The 17,587-nt window shown below is 50.3% G+C and carries 16 protein-coding genes; 8 read left to right on the top strand and 8 right to left on the bottom strand.

Features of this window, described 5'->3' with window-relative positions; translation table 11 throughout:
• Positions 1 to 78 precede the first annotated feature (78 nt).
• From TX85_RS00155 to nikB, 6 genes are all read right to left on the bottom strand, one after another.
• The gene (locus tag TX85_RS00155) at positions 79 to 846 is read right to left on the bottom strand and encodes a class I SAM-dependent methyltransferase (RefSeq protein ID WP_049894936.1); all 768 of its coding nucleotides are present in this window, start codon (positions 844 to 846) and stop codon (positions 79 to 81) included.
• Complete coding sequence (locus tag TX85_RS00150) at positions 846 to 2,528, bottom strand: nickel ABC transporter substrate-binding protein (protein ID WP_044477140.1); 1,683 nt, start codon at positions 2,526 to 2,528, stop codon at positions 846 to 848. The genes TX85_RS00155 and TX85_RS00150 overlap by 1 nt, the downstream gene beginning before the upstream one ends.
• A 28-nt stretch (positions 2,529 to 2,556) precedes the next feature.
• Positions 2,557 to 3,372: an ATP-binding cassette domain-containing protein gene (locus TX85_RS00145; protein ID WP_044477139.1), complete on the bottom strand. Its 816-nt coding sequence runs from the start codon at positions 3,370 to 3,372 to the stop codon at positions 2,557 to 2,559.
• A gap of 70 nt (positions 3,373 to 3,442) precedes the next feature.
• A complete protein-coding gene (locus tag TX85_RS00140) occupies positions 3,443 to 4,234 on the bottom strand; it encodes an ABC transporter ATP-binding protein (protein WP_049894727.1) in 792 nt (263 codons plus the stop codon).
• Complete coding sequence (nikC, locus tag TX85_RS00135) at positions 4,231 to 5,079, bottom strand: nickel transporter permease (protein WP_044477138.1); 849 nt, start codon at positions 5,077 to 5,079, stop codon at positions 4,231 to 4,233. The genes TX85_RS00140 and nikC overlap by 4 nt, the downstream gene beginning before the upstream one ends.
• Before the next feature lie 28 nt (positions 5,080 to 5,107).
• Positions 5,108 to 6,025, bottom strand: a complete 918-nt coding sequence (nikB, locus tag TX85_RS00130; protein WP_262362639.1) for a nickel ABC transporter permease — start codon at positions 6,023 to 6,025, stop codon at positions 5,108 to 5,110.
• Positions 6,026 to 6,347: 322 nt separating this feature from the next.
• On the opposite strand from nikB, the gene TX85_RS00125 reads away from it, so the two are divergent.
• From TX85_RS00125 to TX85_RS00110, 4 genes are all read left to right on the top strand, one after another.
• On the top strand, positions 6,348 to 7,715 hold the full coding sequence (locus TX85_RS00125; protein WP_044477136.1) for a PepSY-associated TM helix domain-containing protein: 1,368 nt from the start codon (positions 6,348 to 6,350) through the stop codon (positions 7,713 to 7,715).
• 341 nt (positions 7,716 to 8,056) lie between these two features.
• On the top strand, positions 8,057 to 8,389 hold the full coding sequence (locus tag TX85_RS00120) for an ArsR/SmtB family transcription factor (RefSeq protein ID WP_044477135.1): 333 nt from the start codon (positions 8,057 to 8,059) through the stop codon (positions 8,387 to 8,389).
• A gap of 24 nt (positions 8,390 to 8,413) precedes the next feature.
• Complete coding sequence (locus TX85_RS00115) at positions 8,414 to 10,201, top strand: SulP family inorganic anion transporter (protein WP_044477134.1); 1,788 nt, start codon at positions 8,414 to 8,416, stop codon at positions 10,199 to 10,201.
• 45 nt (positions 10,202 to 10,246) lie between these two features.
• Positions 10,247 to 10,801: an HXXEE domain-containing protein gene (locus TX85_RS00110; RefSeq protein WP_081671593.1), complete on the top strand. Its 555-nt coding sequence runs from the start codon at positions 10,247 to 10,249 to the stop codon at positions 10,799 to 10,801.
• A gap of 20 nt (positions 10,802 to 10,821) precedes the next feature.
• On the opposite strand, the gene TX85_RS00105 is transcribed toward TX85_RS00110, so the two are convergent.
• Positions 10,822 to 12,093, bottom strand: coding sequence for a purple acid phosphatase family protein (locus TX85_RS00105; RefSeq protein WP_049894725.1), 1,272 nt, complete (start codon positions 12,091 to 12,093; stop codon positions 10,822 to 10,824).
• A gap of 176 nt (positions 12,094 to 12,269) precedes the next feature.
• On the opposite strand from TX85_RS00105, the gene TX85_RS00100 reads away from it, so the two are divergent.
• From TX85_RS00100 to TX85_RS00085, 4 genes are all read left to right on the top strand, one after another.
• On the top strand, positions 12,270 to 12,992 hold the full coding sequence (locus tag TX85_RS00100; protein WP_071784140.1) for a polyphosphate polymerase domain-containing protein: 723 nt from the start codon (positions 12,270 to 12,272) through the stop codon (positions 12,990 to 12,992).
• 3 nt (positions 12,993 to 12,995) lie between these two features.
• Complete coding sequence (locus TX85_RS00095; RefSeq protein ID WP_044477132.1) at positions 12,996 to 13,694, top strand: DUF4956 domain-containing protein; 699 nt, start codon at positions 12,996 to 12,998, stop codon at positions 13,692 to 13,694.
• Positions 13,695 to 13,805: 111 nt separating this feature from the next.
• Positions 13,806 to 15,506, top strand: coding sequence for a CotH kinase family protein (locus TX85_RS26185; RefSeq protein WP_392391826.1), 1,701 nt, complete (start codon positions 13,806 to 13,808; stop codon positions 15,504 to 15,506).
• Positions 15,507 to 15,636: 130 nt separating this feature from the next.
• On the top strand, positions 15,637 to 15,894 hold the full coding sequence (locus tag TX85_RS00085) for a GlsB/YeaQ/YmgE family stress response membrane protein (protein WP_044477130.1): 258 nt from the start codon (positions 15,637 to 15,639) through the stop codon (positions 15,892 to 15,894).
• Between the two features lie 85 nt (positions 15,895 to 15,979).
• Here TX85_RS00085 and TX85_RS00080 read toward each other — a convergent pair whose 3' ends face one another.
• Positions 15,980 to 17,587: a response regulator gene (locus TX85_RS00080; protein WP_044477129.1), complete on the bottom strand. Its 1,608-nt coding sequence runs from the start codon at positions 17,585 to 17,587 to the stop codon at positions 15,980 to 15,982.

Genomic DNA, 17,587 nt, shown 5'->3' with positions numbered 1-17,587 from the left:
GCCTCCTCTCATTATAGTATACGTTAACACAGTCAGCCCTTCGAGCCAACCCTTTAACAAGCAGATGAGAGAGGAAGTTCAGTGCTTGTGTGATAATTCCTTCCTTGCAACAATCATAAAGCGATTGACATTTTGATGTCCGTACTTCAAATATTGAAGCGGCAAGGCAGCCGCAGGAATGTAGTTCCGTCTTACGTTAAGAGTGGTAAAGCCCGCAGCCTTCAAGGCCTCCTCGTCCGCCTCCGGACGCAGGACGCGCACAAAGGGCAAGCCGCTCAGCAGGCTGCGATCCTCCTGATTCCGCTGCCGCACTCGTCTCTCCGTCACTAGAATCAAGACCCAGGAGAGGGCATACCACAAGCGATGCATCAAGCTCCGGCTCTCCTGATACATGTAATTCCCGTCAAACACAATCAGGACACCCCCTGGCTTCAATATCCGAAACCATTCGGCATAAGCCTTCTGTGGCTCTGGCAATGTCCAGACCACATCGCGACATACGACGGTATCATAGCTGTTGTCCGCCTCGGCTGGCAAATTCGCAGCATCACCCACATAAGCGGGAACCTCATAACCGAAGTGGCGAAAATTTCCCGTTGCTCGTTCGATCATACCAGAAGAGGCGTCCACCGCCGTCGGCTTATGTCCCATCTGGGACAGCAAGATGGAGAAAAACCCGGGGCCGGTGCCAACATCCAGTACCTTCTGCCCGGAACGCTCCCCCATCCCTTCCACAAGCAGGGATTTCCACAGCGCAACTGTTTTTTTACTGCGAAATTGAGTTTGGATCACTTTATCATAACTGCTCGAACTGGAAGTCCAATATTTGGAAATTTCCTTCAGCATCATTGCTCACCCACATTCAGTTGATTCCAGAAGATCGGTGTAAACGTAGTGTATCCGGCCTTATAACCCGTAACCCGCTGACTTCTAACCAGGACATCATCAGGAAAATAAATGGCTGCAAACATGGCCTGCTCGTACATCTGAGCAAATATAGAGTCATAAGCAGTTTGACGCTCTTCCAAATTAGTGGTGCCTACCGCTTGGTCAATCAGCGCCTCCAGCTTCGCATCGGACCATACGACAGCCGGCGCTTCACCTGTTGCATGAAATAAGGATAGCAGGAAGGAATGCGGATTATAGGCATCGTCATACGTACGGTACAGTATCAGATCATACTCCCTTGTTTTCCATAGAGCATCATAATAAGCGTTAGGTTCCAGCACCTGCAGGTTAACCCGGATACCGATCTCCTGCAGCTCCGATTGAATCAGTTCGGCAAAAGGCTTCCATTCCGGAAATTCCGCCTGCTGCAACACCAGGTTCAGCTCCAGCGGCTCCCCGGACTTCGAGACCACGCCCTCACCGTCAGCCTCGCCGTAACCCGCTTCTGCCAGCAGCCGCTTGGCTTCCTCCGGCTCAAATCCATACCAGGTCTGATTGGATTCGGTGACATACGGCACCGTCATAGGGAACAAGCCGGTAGCTTCGCTGCCGATACCGTTCATCAGATCGTTGACAATGCTTGCTTTATTGATTGCCAGATTGATTGCCTTACGAACATTCAGCTCCTGCAAGGCAGGCGTGTCATAGTTAAAAATCATAAAATGGGAGTTCGTACCCGGGGTCCGCTCCAGACTCAGTGAGGCATCGCCTTCAATGACCGGGATGCTCTCTACCGGAATTTTGCCTAATTGGCCTCCGGCGATGTCAATATCACCGCTTTGCAGGGCCATGACACGTGACTGCGGATCAGGGATAACCTTCAGAACAATTTTGGTAAGCTTCGGCTTTTCGCCCCAGTAATAAGGATTGGCTACGAGCACGGCTTCCTGTTCCGTCTTATAGCTCTCGGCCATCCAAGCCCCCGTCCCGATCGGACTGACGAATTGACCGTTCACATCGCCAGCCGGCTCCACAGCCGATGGGCTAATAATCCGTACCGGACGGGCAAAGGACAGTTCCGTCAAGAAGGGATAGTAGGATTTGCTAAAGTTCATCGTTACCGTGTGCTCATCCACCACCTCCAGAGCTTCCAGGGAAGTAGCTACATTTAAGGTGTTGGCCGGGTCCTTGATCCAGCGTTCGAAGGAAAATTTGACGGCTTCGGCATTAAATGGAGTGCCATCCGAGAATTTGACGCCTTGACGCAGATGGAAGGTGTATACCTTGCCATCCTCGGATATCTCCCAGGACTCCGCCAGCGCAGGCTTGATCTCTCCCTTCTCCCCATACTCTACCAACCCGTCATAGATCATGGCATGCACGGTCATAGAGCCTTTATAAGTACCAGCATCCAATTGATCAAGTCCCGAATCGGCTGAGATGGCTACTTTAAGCGCCTGCTCTTTCGCTGCATCGCCCGCAGAAGTGGATTGTTGCTGCTCATTACCGGTATTTGCTGCATTTGTACTATTGGAGGATTGTCCATTATTGCTGCAGCCTGCCACCACCAGCACTACGACGAGTAAGGTCAGGGTCAGGCTGGAAATCAAACGACGCTGTCTAATAAAAGGTTTATTCATGGATAATAACTCTCCTTCTGTCGCTGCTTTACATGTAATTGAATGTCTCTCTCTGCCTCGGGTCCTGGATGGGCACAGATGCCACCAACGTGCGTGTATAGGAATGCTTGGCATCCAGCAGCAGGTCTGCTCCCGATAGCTTCTCTATGATTTCACCTTGGTACATCACGGCTACACTGTCGCATAAGCGATGTACAATGGATAGATCATGAGTGATAAAAACGTAGGCCAGACTTAGTTCTCGCTTCAGTTCCTGCAGTAAGTCGATCATCTGCTTGCGCAGGGTCATGTCCAGGCTGGAAAAGGGTTCATCGCAAATGACTAACTCCGGCTGTAAGGCAATCGCCCTGGCGATGCCTACTCTCTGTAATTGGCCCCCACTGAGCTCATGGGGAAGCCGTTTGAGATAACCCGAACCCAATCCAACCCGTTCCAGGGTCTCTACCACTCTGGATTGGCGAGCCTTATGGTTGTTCCAACCATAGTTGCGCAGCGGCTCATCAACGATTTGCTCAATCGTGAACAGGGGATTAAATGCAGCCAGACTATTCTGGAAGATCATCTGCACCTTGCCCCGGATAGATTGCATCTGTCGCTGCTTCCAATGCGTAAACTCCATGTTCCGGTAAAATACCTGGCCGGAGGATGGCTTCTCCAGTCCCATCAGCAGCCGGGCCAAGGTGCTCTTGCCACAGCCGCTCTCCCCCACCAGCCCCAGGTTCTCTCCGGGAGCGAGAGATAGATTGACTTGGCTCACCGCCCGCACAGGGGGAAGCTTTGCGGCCAGCCAGCCCCTTTCAGTATGATAAGTTTTGCTTAAATTGTTGGCTCTCAACAGCTCCATAGCTCTGTGTTCTCCCTAGCTCTCTGTTAGTCAAATATGTGTAGTTCATAAAAAAGGCTTAGTCACACGGCTAGCGGCAATCCAGCAAATATTTCGTATAAGGATGCTTGGGTGCGGCGAATATGTCGTACACATCCCCTTGCTCCACGATCCTTCCGGCACGCATAACATACACATAGTCGGCCAGCTCGGCGACAACGCCAAGATCATGGGTGATGAGTAAAATGCTCATCCCCGCCTCATGCCGAACGCGGTTTAACTCCTTAAGTATTTGCGCCTGTATCGTCACATCCAGAGCCGTAGTCGGTTCATCGGCGATGAGTAGATCGGCACCCGCAAGCAAGGCATTTGCGATCATAACCCGTTGGCACATGCCCCCACTGATTTGAAAAGGATACTTATGAAACAAGCTGTCCGGCTGAGCGAGCCCGACCTGCTGCATTTGGCTTAAGGCCAGCTTCTTGGCTTCCTGCGCTGATACTTGCCGGTGTTGTCTCACGCTCTCCACCAACTGCTTGCCTATGCTAATGACAGGGTTCAGCGCATTGACCGGGTCTTGGAAGATAACGGCTATTTCCTGGCCGCGTACTTGCTGAAGCTGACGTTCCGAGCAGGTGCGAAGGTTACAGTCGCCTAGCCAAATGTTGCCGTCCTCCACCTGTCCCGGGGGATCGATTAAGCCCATCGCCGCCATCGCCGTGACACTTTTGCCGCTCCCGCTCTCACCGACCAGAGCCACGATCTGCCCAGGCTTCACCTCCAGGCTCACATCCTCCACTGCCACCTGTGATCCTTGTCCGGTGCGGAAGCTAACCCGTAAATGCTCAATTCGAAGGACGGGAGGTCTTGCATCCACCATCATGGAGATACCTCCTCCTCTTTCCGTGCTTCGGCCAGCCCGTGATTAGACGGCTTAAGCCCCTCACCCAGCAAGTTAAATCCCAATACCACGAGCATGATCGTTAACCCAGGGAACAAGAGCAAGCGTGGTGCAGTCTGAATATAGGGGCGGCTGTCATTCAGCATAATGCCCCACTCCGGTGTAGGTGGCTGGGCGCCAAGACCCAGGAAGGATAAGCCTACGATGGATAGAATTATGGTTCCAACCTCCAGCGAAGCCAGGACCAGGATCGGACGAGCCGTATTCAGCAGAATATGCCGAAATACGATTTGCAGATGTGAGGTTCCTGCGGCTCGGGCTGCCATAATATAATCACTTTCCTTGATTTGCAGGACCATTCCACGAATGACACGGGCATATCCGGTCCACCATACCGCCACGAAAGCAATCATCAGGTTCTCCATGCCGGGTCCCAGCATGGCGGTAATCGCCAGGGAAAGGATCAGGCTCGGGAAGGCCAGTAGAATATCGATGATCCGCATGATAACATGATCGACCTTGCCACCGGCATAGCCCGCCAGCAGGCCAATAGGCACGCTGATGGAGAACACAGCCGTAAGAACCATCAGCGAATAATAAAGCGAGGTTCGTATGCCGAAAATTAAGCGGGATAACACGCATCGTCCCAAATGATCCGTTCCCAGCGGATATTCCAGAGAAGGCAGACTTAATTTATGCTCCATATGGATCTGGAGCGGGTCAGATGGGGCAAGCCACGGCGCCAAGATGCCCACAAGCAGAAATAACAGAACGATAGCTGCCCCGACCCGAGCGGCTCCCGTTCGTAGTAGTCGTGTCTGAAACATCAAAGCATGCCGCTCCTTCTACAAGCACTTAGCGCAGCCTGATTCTGGGGTCCAGCAGCATATGCAGCATATCTACCGCCAAATTGACCAGGACAACGACAAGCGCCATCAGTAATACGTAACCTTGGATGACAATGTAATCTTTTGCAAAAATAGCATCAACCGCATATTTACCGAGTCCCGGCCAGGAAAAAATAGTCTCCACGACGACCGAGCCACCAAGCAAAGCGGACATGTGAATACCGAGTAAGGTCATGCTGGGCAGCCATGCGTTACGGAGGGCGTGCTTGGCAATCACCGCCCAACCGGCCAGTCCCTTGGCCCGGGCCGCTTTGATATATAACTTTCCAAGGATATCCAGCAAGCTGGTACGAATCAATCGGATATAAATGCCTGCCAAGCCAAATCCCAAGGCAATGGAGGGCAAGACGAGACTGGATGGTCCCTCCATTCCTGTCACAGGCAGCAGCTTGAGTTTGACGCCTCCATAGTAAATGAGTATCAGGCTAAGCCAGTAACCAGGCATAGATACACTAAGCAGCGCACACCCCCGACCCAAGCGATCCAGCCAGCTTCCCGGATAAAGGGCAGAGCCAATGCCCAGCGGCAAGGCAACTCCCAACGCCACCAGCAGTGAACCGGTAGTCAACACCGCCGTAGCGGGAAAGCGGCTCATCAGTTCCGTGAAAACAGGCCGTCCACTGCTATAGGAGATACCAAGATCAAGCCGAAATAAACGGGACAGCCAATGCACGTATTGCATATATACAGGACCGTCCAGGCCTAGCGCTTGCCTGGTCGCCTCAATCGCTTCATATGTAGGCTTGATGCCATCCGCCCGCAGCATAATTTCCGCCGGGTCACCTGGAGTTAGATGCATGAGACCAAAAGCGATGCAAGAAATCCCCAACAGCACCGGAACCAGCTGCAGGAGTCGCTGAAGCAGATAGCGTGTAATTGTCCTTCACCCTCTTTGTTATTAGTAATATTTACGATTATAACATGATCTTTTGAAATTGGTAGTGTTATTCAAAAAAATTACGATTTGAAGCAACGGTATGCTAATCATCATGTTATGTATGAAGGCAGAAAATGCCGCCCGGCAAGCCGGATGGCGGTGGTCAAGTCATTTCCGGAGATTTTCATTAAAATTTAAAAATATTACAATTAAACTAGCCCATTGGAGTCATGTGCTCCCTATCTAAATAGATTAACATGGTTGCATTGGATCCACAGAAGCGTGGAAATATGATAATAAGGAGAACCCCATGGGTCATAAAAACACCTTTAATCCGTTTCGCCGACTTCATTTCTACGCGGCTTGGCTGATTACTCCACTGCTCATTACATTGAGCCTGTCCGGTATTGGCTTCTTGTTCTATACGGATGTCGAGAAGAATATATACGAGCATGAATTTTTCGGTGACAGCGGCATCACGACCAAGCAAAGTATGGATGAGGCGATTCAGCAAATCAGTCATCAATACCCGGACTATACGATTGCCAAAATCAGTATCATGGAGGACCCCTACAACAATCGGGTAACCATCCAGAATTCCACAGGAGAGACACAGTATATTTTCCTCGACCATCATAATCAAATTGTGGCTAGTCAAAATGCCGAGCAGACCTATTCCAATTTAATGCGAAACTTCCATAGTTCGCTGCTGACGGAAGAGACCTGGGTACGCTATATGGTGGAGCTGACGGCCTGCTGGACAGTCTTTCTTATTGTGTCGGGCATTTATATGACCTTCAAGAAGAAACTGCTCACTGCTAAATCTGCCAAAGCCAGCAAACCGTTTCGCTTTCAGAAGATTCATGCCGTGCTGGGGTTGATTATTGCCATACCGCTTATTGTGATTATATTAACCGGAATTCCCTGGTCCGTCTTCATGGGCAGCCATATCAGCAAGCTGGGACAAGAATATCCGGCCTTGGGAAGAACGGAGTTGCGATATAATCCGCCTCAATCCGATGTAAATGAAATTCCGTGGGCCACCCGAAGCCTGGACCAACCCGTCTCAGGCCAAGGTGATGGTCATGAGGACCATCACCTAACGGGCGAGATCTCTATTAATCTGGATTATCAGCAAAGCTTGGCGGCAATAATCAAACAAGCTCAAGCCGAGCAGATCTCCCGCCCATTTTCTATTATCTACCCGTCCAACGAGTTTGGTGTATTTACCGTTTCCAAAGGCAGCAACACCGGCGTTACCGGTCTGGATGTGAGTCCCTATGAGGAGACAACTGCTTATTTTGACCAATATTCCGGTGAACTGATTGCCAAAATCGATTTTGCGGATTATGGAATCATCGGGAAATGGTTCACTTGGGGAATTCCTCTGCATGAAGGGCATTTATTCGGAGTAGCTAATAAAATCTTGAATCTGCTAGTCTGTCTTACCTTCTTGGCGACTATTGTAATGGGGTTCACTTCGTGGATGAAAAGGATAAAGCCAGGAGACCTCAATCTTCCGCAGAGAATCAATAAGCCTTGGTCTATTGGCGCATTGCTCACCGTATTGATTCTGGGAGTACTTATGCCTTTGTTCGGCTTGTCCGTCCTCATAATCTTGCTGATCGAATTAACAATCTACTATATCACCAGAAATAAGGCACGAATTGCCAGCTAGTCTGCCCTGCGCTACTCTGCTTGAGGATTAATGTGCCAAAAGATATGCCCCGGCCGATAACGAATGTCCGTCACTGACTGGGGCGCTAGCATTATTTCGACTCCAGGTACATGCTTCGAAGCGGATTATGCCAAATTAGACTCTATCGCCATCCACAGGCAGCCCCCTCCCTTGCTAACAAGGGAGGCAGGCTGTTTTTTTACATCATAGAGGCTTGGAGCTGCCGAAGGAAATGTGCTTTTTTGTCCTGTACAGATCATTTCTTTGTATGTTATCATCTTATCCGTATTGAATATTCAAATCTTTGAATATTTGAATTCTTGAATGCTAGGAGGTCTGGTATGGAAGATCATACGAACTTGCAGCAGTTTAAAGCCGAATTTTTCAAAGCACTTGCCCACCCGATGCGAATCCGGATTCTGGAGGTGCTATGTGACGGAGAGAAGAGCGTAAACGAGCTCCAGACGATTCTTGGCTCTGAGGGCTCCGCCGTATCACAGCAACTATCGGTCCTGCGTGCAAAGAATCTGGTCAATACCGTGAAAGAAGGGACGACCGTCGTATATTCACTGCGTGATCCGTTAATTAAGGACTTGCTCGCCGTGGCGCGTCAGATTTTTGATAATCATCTCGTAGAGTCTATCTCACTGCTAAAAGGTATTCGGAAGAGCTAATAATTAGAAAAGAAGGGTTATTGGATGAAGTGGTCGGGGAGATTTAGCGGTTACTCGAAGGAAGCATTTCGTAAGGATATTGTTGCAGGATGTATCGTAGGTATTGTAGCAATCCCGCTCGGCATGGCCTTTGCCATTGCTTCGGGAGTGAAGCCCGAATACGGGCTGTACACGACAATCATCGCGGGAATTCTGATCTCGCTGCTGGGAGGCTCCCGATTCCAGATTGGGGGTCCAACCGGAGCATTTATCCCGATTCTCCTTGCGATCGTTATGCAGTATGGCTATGAAAATCTGCTGATTGCCGGATTCCTCGGAGGCATCATTCTGGTACTAATGGGTGTGTTTAAGCTCGGGGCATTAATCAAGTTTATTCCCCGGCCCGTTACGATCGGATTTACCGCAGGAATTGCTGTGACGATCTTCAGTGGACAAATAGCCAGCTTTCTTGGGCTTCAAAATATGGAGCGGCACGAGTACTTCTACGATAGCATGAAAGAAATCGTGCTCCGCTTGCCTTCACTGAATTTGTACAGCATTCTGGTGGCGTCTATCTGTCTTGCTGCCCTGATTGTAACGCCAAGAGTACTGCCCAAGGTGCCGGGCTCCCTAGTGGGTATTATTCTGTCCACACTGGTTGCCGTCTGGTTGTTCCCTGACAAGGTTGCCACGATCGGGTCTGCCTATGGTGCTATTCCCGCCAGCCTGCCGACCATTCATGGCCTGGATCTATCCTGGGATCGAATCACGGCAATGATACAGCCTGCGCTCGTCATTGCGCTTCTCGGCAGTATCGAATCCCTGCTCTCCGCCGTTGTGGCGGACGGCATGGGCGGTACGCGCCATAACAGCAATCGTGAATTGATCGGTCAGGGAGTTGCCAATATAGTTACTCCATTTTTCGGGGGGATTCCCGCGACAGGAGCGATTGCCCGCACGGCTACGAACATTAAAAATGGCGCAGTCTCCCCGATATCAGGCATCATTCATGGCTTCTTTGTACTTCTTATCGTCATCTTGTTTGCCCCGTATGCCTCAGCAATTCCGCTTGCCAGCATGGCTCCGATTCTGATGATGGTCGCCTGGAACATGAGCGAGCGCAAAGCATTTACCGCGCTCGTCAAGGCACGGACAAGCGACAGTATCGTGCTGGTGCTGACTTTCCTGCTCACGGTGTTTACAACTTTGACCACAGCCGTAGAGGTTGGATTGATTGTTGCCGTTCTCCTCTTCATCAAGCGGATGAGCGAGATGCTGACGGTCCGCAAGGTGCTGCCCGACCTCTCGTCCGGCAAGGCGAAGGTATCCGCAGACATCGTATCCGCGGAACACGACTGTCCGCAATGCTCTATTTTCACAGTAGAAGGTCCCCTCTTCTTTGGCGCCTCTCAGAGCTTCGCCGCCTTCTCCGACTGGATCGAGAGCGGACATCAGCTGAAGTCGGTTATTTTGCGAATGCGTAACGTCCCCTTCATGGATACAACCGGCGAAGCTCACCTGATGGATCTGATCAAGCGGCTTCAGCACCTGGGGGTAACGGTTCATGTCACCTCGCTCCGGGCGCAGCCAAGAAGGCTTCTCACCAAGACAGGCGGACTTCAGCTTATCGGTGAAGAGCATCTGTTTGAGCATACCGGAGAAGCGATCAATGCGGCGCTCTCGAATTTGAACAAAGACCATTGTCTTGGCTGCCGGCATTTTGCCTTTCGCGAGTGCGCCGAGCTCTGCGGAGTTAACCCTCGGGAACCGGCTTATCCGGCAGCAACCGCAAAGCCCGCCAGCCGAATGACACGTACTGTGCTTAAGGATTAACCGCCGCAGAGACCGGCGAAGGCGAATAAGAGGAGTGAATATGTGATGCAGCTCGTGCTTCAGTTTTTTGATGCCCATATCGATGTATCCAGCCTGTTATGGCTGTTTCCCATCACATTCATGTTCCATGACTTTGAAGAAATCCTAACAGTAGAGAAATGGGGCAATGCGAAAGGACCGGGAATCCTCAAAGCATTGCCCGGATTCGCTAAGAAGATGTATGCCTCTTCCTTTCAAATGAATACACATCGCTTCGCCCAGGATGTGCTCGTAGTCTACTCAATCATCGTAACCGCAACCTTGCTTGCTGCATTCTTTCAAAGCTATTTCCTGTTCCTGGCTGTACTGCACCTGTACTTTCTTCATGTATTCACGCACATCGGGCAAGCTCTCTTGCTTAAGATGTACACCCCTGGTGTGGCTACCGCCATCGTTCCGGTACTTCCTTACTCGCTTTACGCGTATTATCGGCTGATGTCAGAAGGCATCGTCGGCTGGAGCGATATGCTGTGGGGACTCGCCATTCTGGCCGTACTTCTGCCATTCTGTCTGCTATTGCTGGTGAAAAGCCGGCACCGTGGCGCCCTGTCAAAGCGATAAGAATCCATTCTTGCGAGATCTTATTTCTTCCGGTTGTCCAGTACAAATCCATCCAGCAGCTTGCCTTCAATGTCAAAGGCCTGATAGGTCAAGGTATCTTCACTGACCGTAATGCCCGCATACATCGGCTGTCCATTCTGAAAATGGACCGCATGATAGAATTGATCCTCTTTCTTCTCGTTGAATTTTCGGCCGGAGGCATTGGTCGTCACGTAGACCGTGCCTTCTTCCGGCTGCACGATTTCCCCGCCCCGAAGAGGGAATGACCGGGAATACTCGTGATTATGCCCTTGAAGGACAAGGTCGACCCCATATTCATCAAATACGGCTATCCAGTCGTCTAGCTTTTTGTACATGTTCCCCCCGTAAGCCGGACGGTGAATCGCTGCGATCAGCCAGGTCTGATCTGTGTTCTCCAGGTCTTGCTTAAGCCATGCTGTCTGCTGCTTGAGGCTGGATTCGGTATTCAGGACGACAATATGGGCGTGGCCGTAGTCAAATGAATAGGTCGTGCCGGGATTAGAATTCTGCTCCCCGTTATCAGGAACGTAGAAATGAGCTGTAAATCGATCTGATTCACCAGCAATCTCATCATGATTGCCGGTCACAGGCATCAACGGAAGCCGGCTTAGCCAGTCCGACGGGATGCCAAAGAAGTAATCCCACGCCTTCTCATCTGTCGGATCCTCGGTTAGATCTCCATTATGCAAAATCCAGGACGCATCGGGAAATTGTGCAAAAGCGCTATCAAGCGAGCGTCCCCATACGGCAAAATCCTTCTTACTCACGCCTTGCGAATCCGTTACATTCAGGAAAGTGAACGTCTCCTCCTCCACTCCTTCTGTCCTGATTACTGCCGCATTGCTCCATTCGCCCTCTTTTCCTTCTCCAATCCGGTATATGTATTCCGATCCCGGCTCCAGACCGGTTACCTCCACCTTGTGTGAATATTGCTTGCCGTCTTTCTTCGTATTCACGATCGTAGTCTGAGCCTCGTAAATCACGGTCGTTTCACTATCGAAAGCATCCGGCGCATTCCCTTTGGCCATCTGAAGAATACCTGCGAGCTTCGTCTCGGAATACCAGGTGAAGGCTCTTGAGGTACGAGGATCCCCTCGAAATGTGGTTACCACCGATTTTACATTCAGACTAGCCGTGTCTTCGTCCGTCTTCTTCCCACGTCCCGCTCCGGTATTGCTCGGCTTGTATTGCAACAAAAACAGAACAAGTGCAACTGCAAGAAATATACATAGGGCCGCCCAGCCCAGCTTCAGGCCGATTCCATCATTCATTCTATTTCCTCCTGTCTAACGGGCTCATACACAGCATTTTTTACTAGTAACTTCCATATGTCAAGCGAATGTAAAAACATTCAGGCTATATTCAGTTTCCATTAAGTCTAAAATCAGCAATGCCTGTTAGCGTTAGGAAGTGTTCAGTTACTTTGCCAATGAAATGAGGTGTATTAGTGAACAAGGCATACAACAACCTGAAGTTTCGCCATGAGCTAAAGTTTATGATCAATCGGCATCAATACTTCATTATCCGTCAGCGTCTTAAAAATCTGGTTCGACCGGATAAATATGCTTCCACGAATGGCGAGTACCATATTCGCAGCCTCTACTTCGACGATTATGAGAATTCTGCACTTTCCGAGAAGCTCGGCGGCTTCCGCGATCGTCATAAATACCGGATCCGCGTTTATAACCGCAGCGACCGGCTGATTCTTTTTGAGAAAAAGATCAAATGCGGAGATTATATCGCCAAGCTGAAGGAGCCCTTGGATCGGGACATGTATGAAGCTATTTTAAACGGAAACTATGAGGTTCTGCATCGACCGGCCAACCCCTTTGCCATGGAGCTGTACCTGGAAATGAAGCAGCATCTCCTTCGTCCAAGGGTCATCGTCGACTATGTGCGGGAGCCTTATGTATGCGGGAACGGCAATGTCCGGATTACCTTCGATAAGGAGCTTCGAACCGGCCTGCATGCGACGGATCTTTTCGATCAGTCATTCAATCCCGTACCGGCCCTTGATGACCAGCATATCATTATGGAGGTCAAATACGACGAGTATTTGCCTGAATATATCAAGGCAGCCGTGCAAATGGAGGGTCTTCACCAGCAAGCCGCATCCAAATACGTCATCTGCTGCAAATATCTTAAAAATAATCATTGGGAGGATCAATAATTTATGCAAACGGCGAATTCATCTTCGACGAGCTTTAGCGATATTATCAAAAATTCGATCCTGGAAAATTTCTCATCGAATATCAGCATTTCTAATATCATTATCACACTGTGCGTTGCCTTTTTAATCGGATTATTCATCTTTATCCTGTACAAGCGTGTGTTCAGCGGGGTGCTCTATTCCAAAAGCTTCAATGTATCTCTGATCGGGATGGTTATGGTTACCGCAGTGGTGATTATTGCCGTCAACTCTAACCTCGTGCTGTCACTCGGGATGGTCGGCGCCCTGTCCATCGTTCGCTTCAGAACACCGATTAAGGATCCTACCGACCTGGTCTTTCTGTTCTGGGCCGCTGCGGCCGGGATTGTAACCGGCGCCGGATTCTACTCGCTTGCCGCTATCGGATCGGCCATCGTCGGTCTTGTTCTGTTCCTGTTCATCAAGAATACCTCGGCAGACGCTCCCTACCTGCTCGTCGTTAATTGCGACAGCGATGAGAGCGAACTGCTTGTTCACAATCAGATGAAGCAGCTTGTGAAGCGGTACAATGTGAAGCAGAAAAATGTAACCCCGCACAATATTGAAATGACACTAGAGGTTCGCCTGCGTGACGGCGAAGGCCGCTTCGTTAATCAAATCTGTGAGCTTGGCGGCGTAAAAAATGCGGTTCTGATCAGCTATAACGGCGATTATGTATCCTAATTTCAGATGGAGGTACCTACCATGAAGAGCAGATATTCTAAGCTGCTTCTGTCCTGCTGCTCGCTGCTTCTGATCCTAGGTATGACTGCTTGCGGAGGGGCCACTGCGACCATGACTCAGGATTCAGGGAGTCAGGCCACGGTATCCAAGACAGAGCAGAAGCTGAATGAGGAGGTCTTCCCTAAAGACAAGGTCGTAGACGTAAAAATCACGATCGACAGCGAGGATTTTCAGGATATGCTCGACAATGCCAGCGCCGAGGAATACAAGCAGGCATCCGTAGATTACAACGGCCAGCATTTCGAGCATATCGGGATTCGTACCAAAGGAAACCTCTCCCTGCGAAGCGTCGTGCAAATGCCCGATTCTGACCGATACAGCTTCAAGCTGTCGTTCGACGAGTATGTAGACCAGACATTGGATGGAATCAGCAAAATCAATCTGAATAACAACTATAGCGACGCTTCCTCCATGCGGGAATTTTTAACATATGAGCTGGCCGAACAGCTGGGTCTTCCCACACCAAAATACTCCTATGTCAATGTGTACATCAATGATGAATTGTGGGGCTTCTATCTCGCCATCGAACAGATCGGGGATGCGTATTTGAACCGTCACTTCGGCAATTCCTATGGCGCGCTGTATAAAGGCGAGATGACCGGCAGCGGCAGCGATCTAACCTGGCTTGGCGACGATCCTTCCGCTTATACCGGATTGGCGCTCAAGTCTAAAACGACGAATGATGACATTCTTATTGATATGATCAATGAGCTTAATAATGGCAGTGATTACGAGAAGGTTCTTGATGTTGAAGAATCGCTTAAATATATTGCGCTCAATGTGGCAACCAACAACATGGACAGCTACATCGGGCAGAATAAACAAAACTATTACCTGTATGAAGATGACGGAATCTTCTCCATTTTGCCCTGGGATTACAATATGGCCTTTGGCGGCTTGGGCGGAGGTATGCCAGGAGGTATGGGCGGCTTCGGAGGCTTCGGCAACCGCGGAGGCAATGAAGATGAAAGTACACCTGAACCGCCAGGCGGGGGGAGTACCGATAGCACCGATCCCGCCGGACAGAGTGAACCGCAGGAGACTGCTGCTCCGGCCTTCGGAAGAGCGTCCGGCAGCAGTCTGTTGATTGATGAGCCGACACAAGGCGCGGTGGCTGACCGGCCGCTTGTGGCCAAGCTTCTGGAGGTTCAGGAGTACAAGGAGCTCTACCACTCCATTCTCCAGGAGGCGGTTGACGGATACCTGTCCAATGACACATTTACAGCCAGAGTAAACGAGCTGGCAGCCATGATTTCGCCTTACGTGCAAGCGGATCCTAATGCGTTCTACAGCTATGAGGAATTCCAAGCGGCCGTGCCAAGCCTGATTGCTACGAATGCTTCACAGGTAGAGAACATCTCCCAGCAGCTTGACGGCACCATTCCTTCCTCCGGTGACGGAAGCGGCAGCGGCGGAGGTATGGGCGGCTTTGGCGGGGATATGAACCGCAATCGCGGGCAGAATAATACAACAGCGTCTCAAGGAGAAGCGGAAGGACTGTTCCCTGCGTTTGGCGGACAAATGCCTCAGGGGCAGGCTCCAGGCGGACAGACCGAGGGACAAATTCCGGAATGGAACGGACAACCGGGCGGGGGCGGACGCGGCGATTTTAGCTTCGACTTTGGCTTCGGACAAGAGAATGGCGCCCGCCGCGGAGCAGCTTCTGCAGAGGGAGCGGTTGCAACAGGAGCATCTCTTCTCTTCTTACTATCGGCAGCTGGTTTCGTGGCCTTTTTCAAAAGAAAGAGATAGTAAGGAAGACCGCCTAACCCTGAATGATACCCCGCAATAATGTGCGATCAGCTTACTCTCATGTTTAAAAACATCACCTTTGGTTAATAGTAAACGACAAGAAAATTAATTACTTAAGAGGTGATAAATGATGGGTTTCTTGTGGTCATTAATTATTGGCGGTATCATCGGATGGCTGGCCGGTCTTATTATGGGTAGAGATATTCCCGGCGGCGTAATCGGGAACATAATTGCAGGCTTCATTGGAGCCTGGCTCGGGAGTCTGATTCTGGGCAACTGGGGACCGGTGATCGGAGACTTCTATTTCGTCCCGGCATTAATCGGTGCCGTTGTTCTCGTCTTTATCGTGAGTCTGATCATGGGCTCGATGCGAAGAGGACGTTCTTAATCCATAATTGAACGTGAAATCAGACAAAGCCAGTGCCCTTAGGTTTTAACCCGGGCACTGGCTTTTTGTTTGTATCTGTACTAAGTTATTCATCCCTGCTGGGGCTCTCCCGATATTCGCTCGGTGTCATTCCTGTCATCTTCTTGAATACCTGAGTGAAATATCTTGGATCCTGGTAACCCACCAGCGGGGCGATCTGGTACACTTTGACCTGACTATTCTTCAGTATATATTTTGCCTTACCGATTCGGCATTCTGTCAGATACTCCAGGAAGGTGTATCCAGTCTCTTGTTTAAATAACAGGCAGAAATGGCTGATGCTCAGCCCTGCAAATTCTGCAGCCTCTTCAATGGATAAGTCCTTGTGATAATGACTTGCAATATATTCGCGAGTCTTTTCGATCAGCCGATGAATTTGCTCCTTCGGCTCTGATAATTTGCTAGCGGAGATGCCCTCACCGAAGATACGGATGAGCAAATCGATGATGTCAGGCAGCGTCTCAGAGGCATGCAATTCCTGTAGCAGGCCTTCCAATGACCATTCCAAAGGCAGCTTCATATGCTCAAATTCCCTGTAGAGGACTACCGTCAACTCCACCAGCATGCGCTGAGCGGACTCTCTTGCAACCGCATGGCCTTCAATGAAGTCCCTGGTCTCTTCGAGCAGTCTCATTAGCCTTTGATCATCCAGCGTCCGGATGCATTCAAGCATCTGCTCCTCCAAATGCTTCGGATACTTGGCCGTATCGGCCGACTGTCCTCCCGCTCTCCCCAGTTCCTCTACAAAGACTCCCTCGCTATCCCGATAGAATCTTTGATAAAGCGCCTTGCCGGCTTGCTGATAAGCTTCTCCCAGCTGCGTTATCCCTGCCGCAAGCGGACTGAAGCCAATGGAGCAAGGAAGCTTGGTATGCAGCTTGATCTGTGAGATTAAATCTTGTCCCAACTGCTCCCTGTTCGTAAGCAGTCCCCCGGGGAACAAGATAATCCACTCTCCGCTGTGAAATGGAAACACGGTAAGCGCGCCTTGAGAGAGCGACCATTCATTCAGAATATTGCGAATGGCAAACAGCCATAATCTTCGCTCATGCGGCGGCCACATATCCGCCAGCTTTAAATAATGGTCAAGCTGAACAACCGCCACAAAATAACCCTCCTGCAGCTTCCCGCTTTCAAGCCACTGCATATGGCGAAGGTGGCTTCCGCTTTCGCCTTCCTCAATCAGCTCAGCAAACATTCGCTCACGCGCAAGCTCTGACAGCACCTGTGCGGAGTGCAGTAAATGCTCGTTCTCCTCCTGCTTGTTCAGCTTCTTGATTGCCCGCTGTATCATTACTATCAGCTCATCATGGTCGATCGGCTTCAGCAGATAATCGAATGCGCCTTCCCGTAACGCTTCCCTGGCATACTCAAACTCACTATAACCACTGATAAAGATAAATAACCTCTTGGCACTCTCGGCCATAACTTCCTTCATCAGACTGATTCCATCCAGACCAGGCATACGAATGTCGCTAATAATCATATGCGGAGCATGCTCCCGAACCAACCGCAGCGCCTCTTCACCATTTCGCGCCTCTCCCACAATCTCAAGGTTCAGCTCTTCCCATGGAATAGCCACCTTCAGGCTGCGCAGAATGATCGGTTCATCATCAACCAGAATTACGCGATACTTTACTTCTCCGCCCTCCAT

The sequence above is a fragment of the Paenibacillus antibioticophila genome (assembly GCF_000455265.1).
Lineage (GTDB): Bacteria > Bacillota > Bacilli > Paenibacillales > Paenibacillaceae > Fontibacillus > Fontibacillus antibioticophila.
Note: the sequence above shows the minus strand (reverse complement) of the source record. Positions and strands in the feature narration are given on the sequence as shown.